Here is a 12,481-nt window from a genome sequence, read left to right on the forward strand (position 1 = left end):
GCAGCGCGCCCCGCCATTCGGCGGGGCGCGCTGCGTTCGGGGTCAGGGCTCAGGAGCGCCCCGAGGGCCCCGCGGCCAGGCGCTGCTGCTGCCAGGCGAAGTAGAGGAACAGCGCCCCCATCACCAGGTAGCCCACCACATAGTCCGGGGCGGCGTTAAGGGCGAGGGCCGGGGCATGCATCAGCCCCACGAAGGAGAAGCCGGCGGCGATCGCGGCGAAGGCCGCGGCACGGCGGAACTGGTGGTCGATCACCGAGACCGTCATGGCGCCGATCAGGATCGCCATGAACATGGCGCCCTGGCCCAGGGGCACGATGCCGGTGGAGATGCCGGTAACCGTCTCCTCGGCGGCGCGGCCGAAGCGGGTCATCACGTAGTTGGCGAAGTAGGGCAGCATGGCCAGTGCCACCGCCGGATAGTAGCGGGTGTCGTTGCTCTGGAAGGCCGTGGCGATCATCGACATGCCCACGAAGACCAGGATCGGTGCCACCACCGAGACCGGGATGATGGCGGCGAGTGCCGCGATCAGGCCGAACATGGTGGCCAGGCCGTAGACCGCACCGTTGAGCAGGCTGTAGCCGCGCCCGGCGCCCATCCACTTGGCGCCCACGGTGGCGATGTAGACGGTGGTGGGGAAGACCCCGCCGAACAGGGCGCCGATCATGGTGCCGGCGCCGTCCACGGCCTGGCACTCGCGAACGTCATACCTGTCGCCGGCGGCCTCCATGGCCTCCACGTTGTTCATGGTCTCGATGGCGTTGTAGAGGGTGATCGGCAGCACCACGGTGAGCACGGCCAGCATGCCGGTAAAGAGCAGCCCCAGGCCCTCGAACCAGGCCAGGTTGGGCAGCAGCGGGTAGAAGCCCAGGTGGGTGAAGGCGTCGCTGAAGCGCTCGCCCCCGGCATCGCCGATCAGGTAGGCCATGGCGGTCCCCACCACGATGGCGAACAGCGAGGTGGGCAGGCGGAAGGGCATGGCCACCCGGGCCACCAGGCCGACGATGATGATCGCCAGCACCAGCAGGCCGATCACCGGCATCTCCAGGGTCTTGAACAGCATTTCGCCGGCGATGAAGGTCAGCGCCACCCCGGCCACCGCGCCGAGCATCGCCGCCCGCGGCAGATGGTACTGGACCCAGCGGCCGATCAGGCTGATGGCCGCCTCGATGGTGCCGCTGATGAAGCAGGCGGCCACCGCGACCTTCCAGGCCAGTTCGGCGTCGCCGGTGAGCTGCTTGGCGGGCAGCAGCACCCCGAACAGGAAGACGAACATCACCGGGGTGGAGATGCCGTAGGAGAGGGCGGTAACGTCGGTGCGGTTCTCCTTCCTGGCCAGGCGCGCCGCGCTCCAGGCGTAGTAGAAGTTGCCCACCATCACCGCCACGGCCGCGCCGGGCAGCACCTGGCCGAAGACGATGGAGGCCGGGAAGCCCATGCCGAGCATGGTGATGGCGATGATGACGAAGTTGGCGATGTTGTTCTGGAACAGCGCGAAGAAGGCGTCGGTGTCCTCCTTCTTGTACCAGGGATAGTGCACGGGGGAGCTGCCGAGGGGTGTCGCCATGGGGAGCCTCTTGCTGTTGGGGCGCGGGATGGAGGAGCGAACTCTACCCCAAACGGCGACGCCCGGGCAGGGCCCGGGCGTCTGGGAACAAGGCTGGCGCCTCGCTCAGTTGACCGCGGCGACGGCCTTGGCCAGGTAGGGCAGGTTCTCGTGGGAGAAGCCCGCCACGTTGGCGCGGCCGGAGCGCACCATATAGATGCCGAACTCGTCGCGCAGGCGGTCGACCTGCTCCGGCGTCAGGCCGGTGTAGCTGAACATGCCGCGCTGTTCGGCGATATGCGCATACTTCTGGTCCAGGCCGTAGGGCTTCAAGGCCTCAACGAAGTCGCGACGCAGGGTGTTGATGCGGTCGCGCATCTCGGTGAGCTCCTCGCGCCAGATGGCGGCGAGCTCGGCGGAGTGCAGGATCTCGCTGACGATGGCGCCGCCGTGGGCCGGCGGGTTGGAGTAGTTCTCCCGGGCCACGATGGCGATCTGGGAGCGAACGTTCTCCATCTGCTCGGCGCTCTTCGCCACCATGATCAAACAGCCGGTACGCTCGCAGTAGATGCCGAAGTTCTTGGAGCAGGAGCTGGTGATGATCACCTCGTCGAGACTCTCGGCCAGCAGGCGCACCGCATAGGCGTCCTCCTCCAGGCCCTCGCCGAAGCCCTGGTAGGCGAAGTCCACCAGCGGCAGCAGGTTGCGCTCGCGCAGCACCTCGAGCACGGTCTGCCACTGCTCACGGGAGAGGTCGAAGCCGGTGGGGTTGTGGCAGCAGGCGTGCAGCACCACCACATCGCCCTCGGGGATCTGCTTCAGGGCGGCGAGCATGCCGTCGAAGTCGAGGCGGTTCTCGGCGTCCACGTAGGGGTACTTGTGCAGCGCGATGCCCGCGGCGGTGAAGATGCCGTGGTGGTTGGGCCAGGTGGGATCGGAGACCCAGATGCCCTTGCCCGGCAGCTGCTTGGCAATGAAGTCCGCCGCCAGGCGCAGGGCGCCGGTGCCGCCGGGGGACTGGGTGGCGCTGGCGCGGCCGGCTTCCAGCACCGGGGAGCCTTCGCCCAGCACCATGGGCAGCACCACCTCGCCATACGCCGGCGCCCCGTGGGAGCCGATGTAGGTCTTGGTGGTCTCGTTCTTGAGCAGCAGGGCCTCGGCCTCCTTGACCGCGCGCATCACCGGCGTGTTGCCCTGGGCATCCTTGTAGACGCCGACGCCGAGGTCGACCTTCTGGGGGTTGGTGTCCTTCTTGAAGGCCTCGATCAGGCCGAGGATGGCATCCCCGGGGACCCGCTCAATATGTTCGAACATTTATTTCGCTACCTCGTCGGTTCTGGCGGCAAGAATGAAATCGTTCCTGTGCAGGCCCTTGATCTTGTGCGACCACCAGGTCACGGTGACCTTCCCCCATTCGGTCAGCAGGGCCGGGTGGTGACCGGCCGTTTCGGCGAGTTCGCCGACGCGGTTGGTGAAGGCCAGGGCCTGCTGGAAGTCGGGGAAGGTGAAGGCCCGCTCCAGCTGCATGATGCCATCGCGCTCGATGATCTTCCACTCGGGAACCTCGGGCTTGAACAGCGCGATCTCGGCGTCGCTGACGGTGGGGGCGCCCTTGCGGCACGCCTCGCAGGGCTGACGGGAAAGCTTTTCCATGGAGTCACCTCGGCAGGGAGTTCACCCCGAAAGGTTGTGCAGTTGGGCCTCGACGTCAAGGGGTATCCCAGCCTGTGCGGCATGCGGAGGCACCCCGTCGTTCGGCTGGCTAGACTGGGGGGCAGGAAGACACAGGGGAGTCGATAGAGACAGGGGACCGCCATGACAGACGCCACGCCACCTTCGGCCCGGCATCCCGGCAGGGGAGTGCCTCTCTGGCTCAAGCTGGCCTTCACGCTCTGGATCCTGGGCTGGGCGCCCACCTTCTGGGTGCTGCTGGGTCCCCAGAACTACTTCTGGCTCTGCAACCTGGCCAACTTCCTGCTGCTGGTCGGGCTGTGGCGGGAGAGCCGCCTGCTGCTCTCCATGCAGTGGCTGGCGGTGGCCCTGGTCGGGACGCTCTGGGCCCTGGATGTCGGAACGGCCTGGCTCATCGGGCTGCATCCCATCGGCGGCACCGAGTACATGTTCGATGGCGGCCAGCCGCTGCTGACCCGGCTGCTCTCGCTCTATCACCTGATCCTGCCACCGGTGGCGGGGCTGGCGGTGTGGCGGCTGGGCTATGATCGACGGGCCCTCTCCTGGCAGACCGGCCTGACCTGGCTGGTGATACCGGCTAGCTACCTGCTCACCGACCCCAAGCGCAACATCAACTGGGTGCATGGGCCCTTCGGCAGCGAGCCTCAGACGCTGATGGATCCGCTGCTCTACCTGGTCGCCCTGATGGGCCTCTGGCCTCTGCTGATCTACCTCCCCGTTCATTTTCTGACGCGCCGGCTGCAGCGCCGCGGCCGGCTTGGGTGACCCCGGCTCAGGCCCCGGCGCCGCTCCGGATCAGCCAGTCGCGCACCTCGGCATAGGAGTAGCCCTCCAGGGCACCGAAGCCCGGCAGCTGTCTGGCCTTGAGCCGGGTGAGGAGCGGGGTGGTGATCCCGCACAGGAACCGGGCCAGCAGGTCCGGCGTGGGGGGGTGGCCCTCGCCCTGGTCGCTCAGGTGGCCAAGGAGCTCGCCGAGCAGCTCGCCAGGGGCGCGCTCCCCCAGCGGGGCGGGCTCGGGTCCCCGGGGCAGCCGGGCGGGCTGGCCCCGGCAGGCGGAGCAGTGGCCGCAGCGTTCGGGCGCGCGGTCGTCGCCGAACCACTCGGCCAGGCGCCGGCTCAGGCAGCGCTCGCTCTCGAAGAGCTCGAGCATGGCGTGCAGCCGGGCGATCTCGGCGGCCTCCTTGTCGCGAAAGTAGTCGTGGAGCTCGCCGGTCAGCGCCTCTGGGTCGATGTCGGTCGCCATGACCTCGTAGACCTCGGTGAGCTGGCGGCTCTGAAGCTCGATCCAGCCCTTGTCGACGAAGTAGTCCAGGGCGGTGATCACGCGGCGGCGGGAGGTGTCGAGGCCGCGCTCCCGACCCAGCGCCTCCAGGGTGGCGAAGTCCAGTTCGTGCCAGGTGCGCGCCTTCCTGGCGGCGTCGAGAATGGCCTGGACGAAGGCCTGGCGCTCGCCCTGGAAGCGGGCCACCAGGGCCTCGGGGTCGAGGAGCAGCTTGAAGCGGTAGTCGGCGAAATAGGCGTGGCGGGGCTTGAGGATGCCACGCAGTTCCAGCTGGACCAGCAGGGTCTTGAGCGGTAGCGGGCGGATGTTGGCATGCTGGGAGAGAGCGTTGAGGGTCAGCTCCCAGTGCGCCCCGGCGGCGCGCAGCTCGTCGATCACCCGGCGGATGCCGTGGCGCTCCGGGGTGTCGCCGTAGACGAAGGTCTCCAGCACCCCCAGGGTATCGCGCCCGGCCAGCATCAGGCACTCGGAAGGCCTGCCGTCGCGCCCCGCCCGGCCGATCTCCTGGCTGTAGTTCTCGATGGACTTGGGCAGGTCGAAGTGCACCACGGCGCGGATATCGGCCTTGTCGATGCCCATGCCGAAGGCGATGGTCGCGACGATGCAGTCGCTCTGTCCGGTCATGAAGGCTCGTTGGATCGCCTCGCGTTTCTCGGCCTCGAGCCCGGCATGGTAGGCGGTGGCGGAGAGCCCGGCCTTGCTCAGGTAGGCGGCCAGACGCTCGGCGGTCTGCTGGAGGGTGACGTAGACGATGGTGGGAGAGGGCGCCTGGGCCTGGCGCTGCTTCAGCCAGGCGGCCAGGGCCCGGGGGCGGGCGTCGGCGGCCACCGGGGCCACGCTGAGGTCGAGGTTCTCGCGATAGAAGCCGGTGGCGGTGATGTCATCGGCGGCGATCCCGAAGCGGCTGCGCATATCGTCGATGACCCTGGGGGTGGCCGTGGCGGTCAGCAGCAGCGCCTGGGGAATACCGAATTCACGCTGGTAGTCGGGAAGCTTGAGGTAGTCGGGGCGGAAGTTGTGCCCCCACTCGGAGATGCAGTGGGCCTCGTCCACCACCATCAGGGAGATCGGCACCCGGCGAATGAAGGCCCGGAAGCGCTCGTTCTTGAGGCGCTCCACCGAGATCATCAGGATGCGGATCTCGCCGCGTTCGACCCCGGCCATCACCGCGGCGGCCTCCTCCCGGCTCTGGGCGGAGTCGATGCTGGCGGCCCGGATGCCGTGGCGCTCGAGGAAGGCGAGCTGGTCCTGCATCAGCGCCAGCAGCGGCGAGATCACCAGGGTGAGGTGGGGCAGGTGCAGGGCGGGCAGCTGGTAGCAGAGCGACTTCCCCGAGCCGGTGGGGAAGATGGCCGCCGCCGAGCGGCCGGCCGTCACCGCTTCGATCACCGGGCGCTGGCCGGGGCGAAAGTCGGCGTAGCCGAAGACCTCTTGAAGGGTCTGCTGGATCATCGGGGGCTCCGGAGTCAGGACTGGCTGGCCGTCCAGTGTAGCCGACCGAGCCTGTCGCTGCTCTACTGGAGGTCTCGCGCTCAGCGCGGCGCGTCATAGCGCTGCTCGCGGCCCCGAGAGAAGAGCACCTGCCAGAGCTGCAGGTGGCGAGCGCGAAAGGCCCCGGCACAGACCGACAGGTAGTAGCGGAACATGCGGCGGGTGCGTTCGTTGTAGCGGTCGGCAATCTCGCCCCAGCGGGCATCGAAGTTCCCGAGCCAGGCCATCAGGGTGCGGTCATAGTCGGGGCCAAAGTTCTGCCAGTCCTCCAGCAGCAAGTAGGGTTCGCTGGCCCGGGCGATATGCATCGCCGAGGGCAGCACGCCGTTGGGAAAGATGTAGCGGTTGATCCAGGGGTCGGCGGTGATCTCCGAGCTGTTGGAGCCGATGGTATGCAGCAGGAACAGACCCTCGGCGTCCAGCAGCCGTTCGACCGTCCGGAAGTAGACGGGATAGTTGCGATGCCCCACGTGCTCGAACATGCCGATGGAAACGATGCGGTCGAAGCACCCCTCCAGGTCGCGATAGTCCATCAGCTCGATGGCGACCGGCAGCCCCGCGCAGCGCTGCCGCGCCAGCTCGGCCTGCTCCTTCGAGATGGTGATGCCGGTGACTTCGACGCCGTGGTGGCGAGCGGCATGCTCGGCGAAGCTCCCCCAGCCGCAGCCGATATCCAGCACGCGCATGCCGGGCTCGAGCTCGAGCTTGCGGCAGGCCAGCTCCAGCTTGGCGAGCTGGGCCTCATGCAGGGTATCGGCCTCCTTCCAGTAGCCGCAGGAGTAGCACAGGGTGGGGTCGAGCATACGCTGGAAGAGGTCGTTGCCCAGATCATAGTGGACCTCGCCGACCCGGTAGGCGCGAGCCCGGCTCTGCAGGTTGAAGAAGCCTGCCTGGAGACGGTACATCAGCCGCTCGGAGGGAGGGTGTACGCGCTCCCCCAGGCCGTGCTGCAGGAGCCGACAGGCCAGCTGGTCTAGCCTTTCGCACTCCCACCAGCCATCCATATAGGCCTCCCCCAGGCCCAGGGTGCCCTGGCGGAGCACGCGCTCGAAGAGGTCGGGGTGGTAGACCCTGAGGTCTCGGGGTGCCGGACCGTTGAGGGTGATGCCGGAGCCCTCCAGCAGGCGCTCGATAGCTCGCCTGGCGCGAGAGTCGGGAAGGGCGGTGAGGTGTGTGGGCGCGTTACTGTTCATGCTGTCCGTCCGGGCCGGGGAGCGCGTTAACACTCCTGAGCATAGCCAAACCTGCCAGACAGGGAAAAATCCGGCAGAATAGCGCATTTTGTCGCCGCCACCTCGGCGGGCGGCTCGGCTGATACTGCAATGGGCGCTGAAATGACGACCGATACCCAACCTCGTGCCCAGTGGCTAGGCCGCTGGGGCTTTGTGCTGGCGGCTACCGGATCCGCGGTGGGCCTCGGCAATATCTGGAAGTTTCCCTATATCACCGGCGAGTATGGCGGCGGCGCCTTCGTGCTGGTCTACCTGGCCTGCATCCTGGCGGTCGGCATCCCGGTGATGATGACCGAGATCGCCTTCGGGCGTCGCGGTCGCGGCAGCCCCGTGGACGCCCTGCGCCGGGTGGTGAAGGAGTCGGGGAGCGGCTCGGCCTGGTCGCTGCTGGGCTGGCTGGCGATGCTCTGCGGCTTCATGATCCTCTGCTTCTATGCGGTGGTGGCTGGTTGGTCCTTCTCCTATCTCTGGAAGATGCTCACCGGCGCCTTTGCCGGCGCCACCGGTGATGACATGGTCGGCATCTTCGTGGCCAACAACGAAAACCCGCTGAACCTGGGGTTCTGGAGCACCCTGGTGGTGGTCGCCACCATGCTGATCGTCGGCAAGGGAGTGCAGGCGGGCATCGAGCGCTGCGTCACCTGGATGATGCCCGGCATGGTGGTGATGCTGGCGATCCTGATCGCCTACGGCGCCTTCTCGGGGGGCTTCGGCGAGGCGTGGCGCTTCCTCTTCTCCTTCAATGCCGGGAGCCTCTCCAGCGAGGGCATGCTGGCGGCCCTGGGCCACGCCTTCTTTACCCTGTCGCTCGCCTCCGGTGCCATCCTCACCTATGGCAGCTACCTGCCGGCCCGAGCCTCCATCGCCCGCACGACCCTGAGCGTGGCGGCGGCGGATACCGTGGTGGCGCTGATGGCGGGACTGGCCATCTTCCCGATCATTTTCGCCAACGGCATGAGTCCGGGGGAGGGGCCGGGGCTGATCTTCATGAGCCTGCCTCTGGCCTTCCAGGCCATGCCCCTGGGCACCCTGTTCGGCATCCTCTTCTTCATGATGCTCTCCATGGCGGCGCTTACCTCCTCCATCTCCATGGTGGAGGCCACCGTCTCCTGGCTTTCCGACAGCAAGGGAGTCTCGCGGCGCACGGCGGCCTGGGGCACCGGCATCGTGCTGTGGCTGATCAGCACCCTGGCCATGCTCTCCTTCAACGTCGGGGCCGACTGGACCCTGGTGGGGCGCACCGTCTTCGACTGGCTCGACTACCTGACCGCACGCTGGATGATGCCCTTGGGCGGCCTGGGCGTGGCGCTGCTGGCGGGCTTCGTACTCAAGAGTGAGCCGATGAGGGAGGAGCTGGGGGTGCCTCCGGGCTGGTATGCCCTCTGGCTCTTCGCCGTCCGCTACCTGGCGCCCCTGGGGATCCTGGTGATCTTCGCCGACGCCCTGGGCATCGCACGGATCGAGTTCGGCCTCCACTGGCCGTGGCTGCTGGGCGCCCTGGTGCTGATTACCCTGGTGGGCGAGCTGGCAAGCCCCCGGCTGCGCCGTGCCCTGATGGGCTGAACGAAGCGAGCGCCCATGTCAGAGGCGGCCTCGCCCCGAGGGGGCGGGGCCGCGCTGCGTTGGGGCGTCCCGTTATAAGCTCGGAGCGGATCGGTCGTAGCATCCGGGTGGCAATTTCATTACCTTTAGGCATATAAAGCGTCTTTATTTTAATGGTATTGGAATATGCGGCAGGATCCTCTCTTATCCGCCATCGCCCCCAGCGAGTTTCCGCCCGGCAGCGTCAGCCTGGTGGGGGCGGGCCCCGGTGACCCGGAGCTGCTGACCCTCAGGGCACTCAGGCGCCTGGGGGAGGCCGAGGTGCTGCTGCACGACCGCCTGGTCAGTCGCGAGATCCTCGCCCTGGCCAATCCCGATGCCCGCCGCCTCTACGTGGGCAAGGCGCGCTCCGACCACAGCCTGCCCCAGGAGGCCATCAATCAGGCCCTGGTCGACTGGGCCCGGGCCGGGAAGCGGGTCGTGCGACTGAAGGGGGGAGATCCCTTCATCTTCGGCCGGGGGGGCGAGGAGCTGGAGGTCCTGGCGGAGGCCGGGGTCCACTTCGAGGTCATTCCCGGCATCACTGCGGCCTCGGGCTGTGCCGCTTATGCCGGCATCCCGCTGACCCATCGAGACCACGCCCAGTCGGTGCGCTTCGTGACCGGGCATCTCAAGGATGATAGCGCCGATCTCGACTGGCCCTGCCTGGCCCGCCCCGGCCAGACCCTGGTCTTCTATATGGGGCTGCACGGCCTGCCCGAGATCTGCCGTCAGCTGGTGGCCCACGGCCTGGCGCCGACGACGCCGGTGGCGTTGATCGAGCAGGGCACCACGGCCCGCCAGCGGGTGCATCGCGCGACCCTCACCGACCTGCCGGCGCGACTGGCCCAGGTGTCGCCCCGGCCGCCCACCCTGATCATCGTCGGTGGGGTGGTCGGGCTGCACGGCACGCTGGCCTGGTTCGACCCCGCCCATGCCGGGGCCGGCGGCTGGGAGACCGGCAGCCGCGGCTGAGGCGGGCCGCTGGCGAAGACGGCGTGGTCGTCGCGTGCGACAATGAGGGCTCCACGATCGTCGGGAGCCCATCATGACGGCTCGTCCCAATGATGCCCTCGCCGAGGTGAGGCGACTGCGCCACCAGCGCCCGCGGCGCCACCGCCTGATGCGCAGCTTCCGCCTGCAGGTAATGCTGCTGGTGGGGGTGCTGCTCGCCGCCATGCTGCTGGCCCAGGGCGCCTACCTCAATCACCGCAAGGCCGAGATCATCAGCGACCAGATGGGCCAGCGTGCCCTGGCGGTGGCCCAGAGCGTGGCCGCCATTCCCGAGCTGGTCGCGGCCTTCGACGAGCCCGACCCCAGTGTCACCATCCAGCCCATCGCCGAGCGCATCCGCCGCGACACCGGGGCCCGCTATGTGGTGGTGGGCAACGCCGAGGGCATCCGCTACTCCCACCCGCTGCCGGACCGCATCGGCCTGCCCATGGTCGGGGGCGACAACGACCGGGCGCTGATTGGCGGCGAGTCCTACGTCTCCGAGGCCGAGGGCTCGCTCGGCGAGGCGATGCGCGGCAAGACCCCTGTGTTCGACGCCGAAGGCAACATCATCGGCATCGTCTCGGTGGGATTCATGCTCGACCGGGTGGCCCTGGACGTGGGGCGACACACCAGCCTCGGCTGGTGGCTGGTGGCGGCCATGATCGCCCTGGGCTTCGCCGGCGCCTACGGGCTCTCCCACCACCTCAAGCGGGTGATCCTGGGCCTCGAGCCCCACGAGATCGCCCGGCTCGCCATGGAGAAGGAGGCGATCCTGCAGTCGATCCACGAGGGGATCCTGGCCGTCAACCGCGAGGGCGAGATCACCCTGGTCAACCAGCAGGCGCGGCGCTTCCTGGGGCTGCCCGAGGCCCGGGAGGTGCTGGGGCGGCCGATCCAGGAGCTGGTGCCCAACTCGCGGCTGCTGGAGGTGCTCGAGCGCGGCGAGCGGCAGTTCGACCAGCAGATGTGGCTCGGCGACCACCCGGTGGTGGTCAATCGGGTGCCGGTGCGCCACGCCGGCGAGATCGAGGGGGCCGTGGCCACCTTCCGCAGCCGCCGCGAGATCGTCGAGCTCTCCGATGCCCTGACCGCCGCCAGCCGCGACGTGGACATGCTGCGTGCCCAGGCCCACGAGTTCTCCAACAAGCTCTACACCCTCTCCGGGCTGCTGCAGCTCGATCGCATCCAGGAGGCCCTGGCGCTGATCCACCAGGAGAGCGAGCGGGCCCAGGCGCAGATGAGCTTCCTGATGGGCCACGTGGCCGACCCGGTGATCAGCGGCACCCTGCTCGGCAAGCTGACCCGGGCCCGCGAGATCGGCGTGGTGCTGGAGATCGACGACCAGAGCTCCTTCTCGCTGCCGATGACCGCCGCCGGCCAGGAGGTGCTGATGACGGTGCTCGGAAATCTCATCGACAACGCCTGCGATGCCGCCCGGCAGGGCGCCGGTCCGGATGGCAATGGAGCCCGTGGCGAGCTGCCGCGGGTCAGGCTCTTCTTTACCGACCTGGGCGAGCAGCTGCTGATCGAGGTGGAGGACAACGGCCCCGGTGTGCCGTCGGAGCAGGTGGCGCATATCTTCGAGGAGGGCTACTCCACCAAGCCAGGCCGCCACCGCGGCATCGGCCTGGCCCTGGTCGCTCGCCTGTGTGCCGAGCACGGCGGTGCCATCACCCTGGAGGAGAGCGAACTGGGCGGGGCCTGCTTCACGGTGGTGCTGGACCGTTCGCTGTGCCGCGACCCGGCCACGGCCTGAGCGAGCCCCGTCTCCCCAACCGCAACTACCGTCAGAGGAGGAGAGATGTCGAACGACCCCCAGTCGGTCCAGGGCCAGGACCTCGATCATCAGGGCTATAGCGTCCTGATCATCGAGGACGACTTTCGCATCGCCGAGATCCACCGCGCCTTCATCGAGCAGAGCGAGGGCTTCCGAGTGGTGGGCATGGCGCGCTCCGGGGCGGAGGCCCGCACCCTGCTCACCGATGGTGGGGAGGCGGTCGATCTGGTGCTGCTCGACGCCTACCTGCCCGATGTCGAGGGGCTCGAGCTGCTGTGGCTGCTGCGCCGCGACTACCGCCATGTCGACGTGGTCATGGTCACCGCCGCCCGGGAGGTGGAGACCATCGGCGAGGCGCTGCGCGGCGGCGTCTTCGACTACCTGATCAAGCCCGCCGAGGCCTCGCGCATGGCCCAGATGCTGGCGCGCTTTCGCCGCGAGCGCGAGGCCCTGGCCGCCCGGGAGGAGATGAGCCAGGAGGAGCTCGACCGGGTGCTCGGCCGCGGACCGGAGATGCCGGACAGGGGCCGGCGCCAGCTGCCCAAGGGCATCGACCGCCTGACCCTGCGGGCGGTGGTGGAGGCGCTGGACGCCTCACCGACGCCCATGGCCGCCATGCAGGTGGCGCGGGCCATGGGCGCGAGCCGCTCCACAGCGCGGCGCTATCTGGAGTTTCTGGTCTCGGTGCAGGTGGTGGAGGCGGAGCTGGGCTATGGTGATGTGGGCAGGCCGGAGCGCCGCTATCGGCGGGTCGGCGACGCTGCCGCCTGGTGCCAGGAGGGGTAGTCGCCCGGCCGTGAGCAGAATGGACACAATGCCCACAACGCACTTTTTCTTCATTATGTTCACAAGGTTGTGATCCCTGGCGCCGCTCCTCTAACGTTCGC

At 68.4% G+C, this 12,481-nt stretch carries 10 protein-coding genes; 5 read left to right on the top strand and 5 right to left on the bottom strand.

The window, feature by feature from the left end; all coding sequences use genetic code 11:
- Window positions 1-49: 49 nt before the first annotated feature.
- The 3 genes from ACRYRV_RS13815 to ACRYRV_RS13825 form a co-directional block, all read right to left on the bottom strand.
- Window positions 50-1,564, bottom strand: coding sequence for an NCS2 family permease (locus ACRYRV_RS13815; protein WP_444984751.1), 1,515 nt, complete (start codon window positions 1,562-1,564; stop codon window positions 50-52).
- 105 nt (window positions 1,565-1,669) lie between these two features.
- Window positions 1,670-2,857, bottom strand: a complete 1,188-nt coding sequence (locus ACRYRV_RS13820) for an amino acid aminotransferase (RefSeq protein WP_444984750.1) — start codon at window positions 2,855-2,857, stop codon at window positions 1,670-1,672.
- On the bottom strand, window positions 2,858-3,196 hold the full coding sequence (locus ACRYRV_RS13825; protein WP_253443707.1) for a 4a-hydroxytetrahydrobiopterin dehydratase: 339 nt from the start codon (window positions 3,194-3,196) through the stop codon (window positions 2,858-2,860).
- A gap of 162 nt (window positions 3,197-3,358) precedes the next feature.
- Here ACRYRV_RS13825 and ACRYRV_RS13830 point away from each other — a divergent pair, with 162 nt between their 5' ends.
- The gene (locus tag ACRYRV_RS13830; RefSeq protein ID WP_444984749.1) at window positions 3,359-4,000 is read left to right on the top strand and encodes a hypothetical protein; all 642 of its coding nucleotides are present in this window, start codon (window positions 3,359-3,361) and stop codon (window positions 3,998-4,000) included.
- 7 nt (window positions 4,001-4,007) lie between these two features.
- Here the strand turns inward: ACRYRV_RS13830 and ACRYRV_RS13835 are convergent, their stop codons facing one another.
- A complete protein-coding gene (locus tag ACRYRV_RS13835) occupies window positions 4,008-5,969 on the bottom strand; it encodes a RecQ family ATP-dependent DNA helicase (RefSeq protein ID WP_444984748.1) in 1,962 nt (653 codons plus the stop codon).
- An 80-nt stretch (window positions 5,970-6,049) separates the two neighbouring features.
- On the bottom strand, window positions 6,050-7,201 hold the full coding sequence (gene cfa / locus ACRYRV_RS13840) for a cyclopropane fatty acyl phospholipid synthase (RefSeq protein WP_253443698.1): 1,152 nt from the start codon (window positions 7,199-7,201) through the stop codon (window positions 6,050-6,052).
- 141 nt (window positions 7,202-7,342) lie between these two features.
- Here cfa and ACRYRV_RS13845 point away from each other — a divergent pair, with 141 nt between their 5' ends.
- The 4 genes from ACRYRV_RS13845 (at window position 7,343) to ACRYRV_RS13860 (ending at window position 12,380) form a co-directional block, all read left to right on the top strand.
- Window positions 7,343-8,803: a sodium-dependent transporter gene (locus tag ACRYRV_RS13845; RefSeq protein ID WP_309635607.1), complete on the top strand. Its 1,461-nt coding sequence runs from the start codon at window positions 7,343-7,345 to the stop codon at window positions 8,801-8,803.
- Between the two features lie 165 nt (window positions 8,804-8,968).
- Complete coding sequence (cobA, locus tag ACRYRV_RS13850; RefSeq protein ID WP_444984747.1) at window positions 8,969-9,796, top strand: uroporphyrinogen-III C-methyltransferase; 828 nt, start codon at window positions 8,969-8,971, stop codon at window positions 9,794-9,796.
- Between the two features lie 73 nt (window positions 9,797-9,869).
- Entirely contained in the window at window positions 9,870-11,573 is a 1,704-nt protein-coding gene (locus ACRYRV_RS13855; RefSeq protein ID WP_253443678.1) for an ATP-binding protein, read from the top strand.
- A gap of 45 nt (window positions 11,574-11,618) precedes the next feature.
- Window positions 11,619-12,380, top strand: coding sequence for a response regulator (locus ACRYRV_RS13860; RefSeq protein WP_253443675.1), 762 nt, complete (start codon window positions 11,619-11,621; stop codon window positions 12,378-12,380).
- The last annotated feature ends 101 nt before the right edge of the window (window positions 12,381-12,481 follow it).

It is taken from the genome of Halomonas mongoliensis, assembly GCF_052496345.1.

Bases quoted from the DNA above. Each gene is read 5' to 3' on its own strand.
- ACRYRV_RS13845 (WP_309635607.1), top strand. From the start codon at position 7,343: ATGACGACCGATACCCAACCTCGTGCCCAGTGGCTAGGCCGCTGGGGC.
- ACRYRV_RS13825 (WP_253443707.1), bottom strand. From the start codon at position 3,196: ATGGAAAAGCTTTCCCGTCAGCCCTGCGAGGCGTGCCGCAAGGGCGCC.
- ACRYRV_RS13820 (WP_444984750.1), bottom strand. From the start codon at position 2,857: ATGTTCGAACATATTGAGCGGGTCCCCGGGGATGCCATCCTCGGCCTG.
- ACRYRV_RS13860 (WP_253443675.1), top strand. From the start codon at position 11,619: ATGTCGAACGACCCCCAGTCGGTCCAGGGCCAGGACCTCGATCATCAG.
- ACRYRV_RS13855 (WP_253443678.1), top strand. From the start codon at position 9,870: ATGACGGCTCGTCCCAATGATGCCCTCGCCGAGGTGAGGCGACTGCGC.
- cfa (WP_253443698.1), bottom strand. From the start codon at position 7,201: ATGAACAGTAACGCGCCCACACACCTCACCGCCCTTCCCGACTCTCGC.
- ACRYRV_RS13815 (WP_444984751.1), bottom strand. From the start codon at position 1,564: ATGGCGACACCCCTCGGCAGCTCCCCCGTGCACTATCCCTGGTACAAG.
- ACRYRV_RS13830 (WP_444984749.1), top strand. From the start codon at position 3,359: ATGACAGACGCCACGCCACCTTCGGCCCGGCATCCCGGCAGGGGAGTG.
- cobA (WP_444984747.1), top strand. From the start codon at position 8,969: ATGCGGCAGGATCCTCTCTTATCCGCCATCGCCCCCAGCGAGTTTCCG.
- ACRYRV_RS13835 (WP_444984748.1), bottom strand. From the start codon at position 5,969: ATGATCCAGCAGACCCTTCAAGAGGTCTTCGGCTACGCCGACTTTCGC.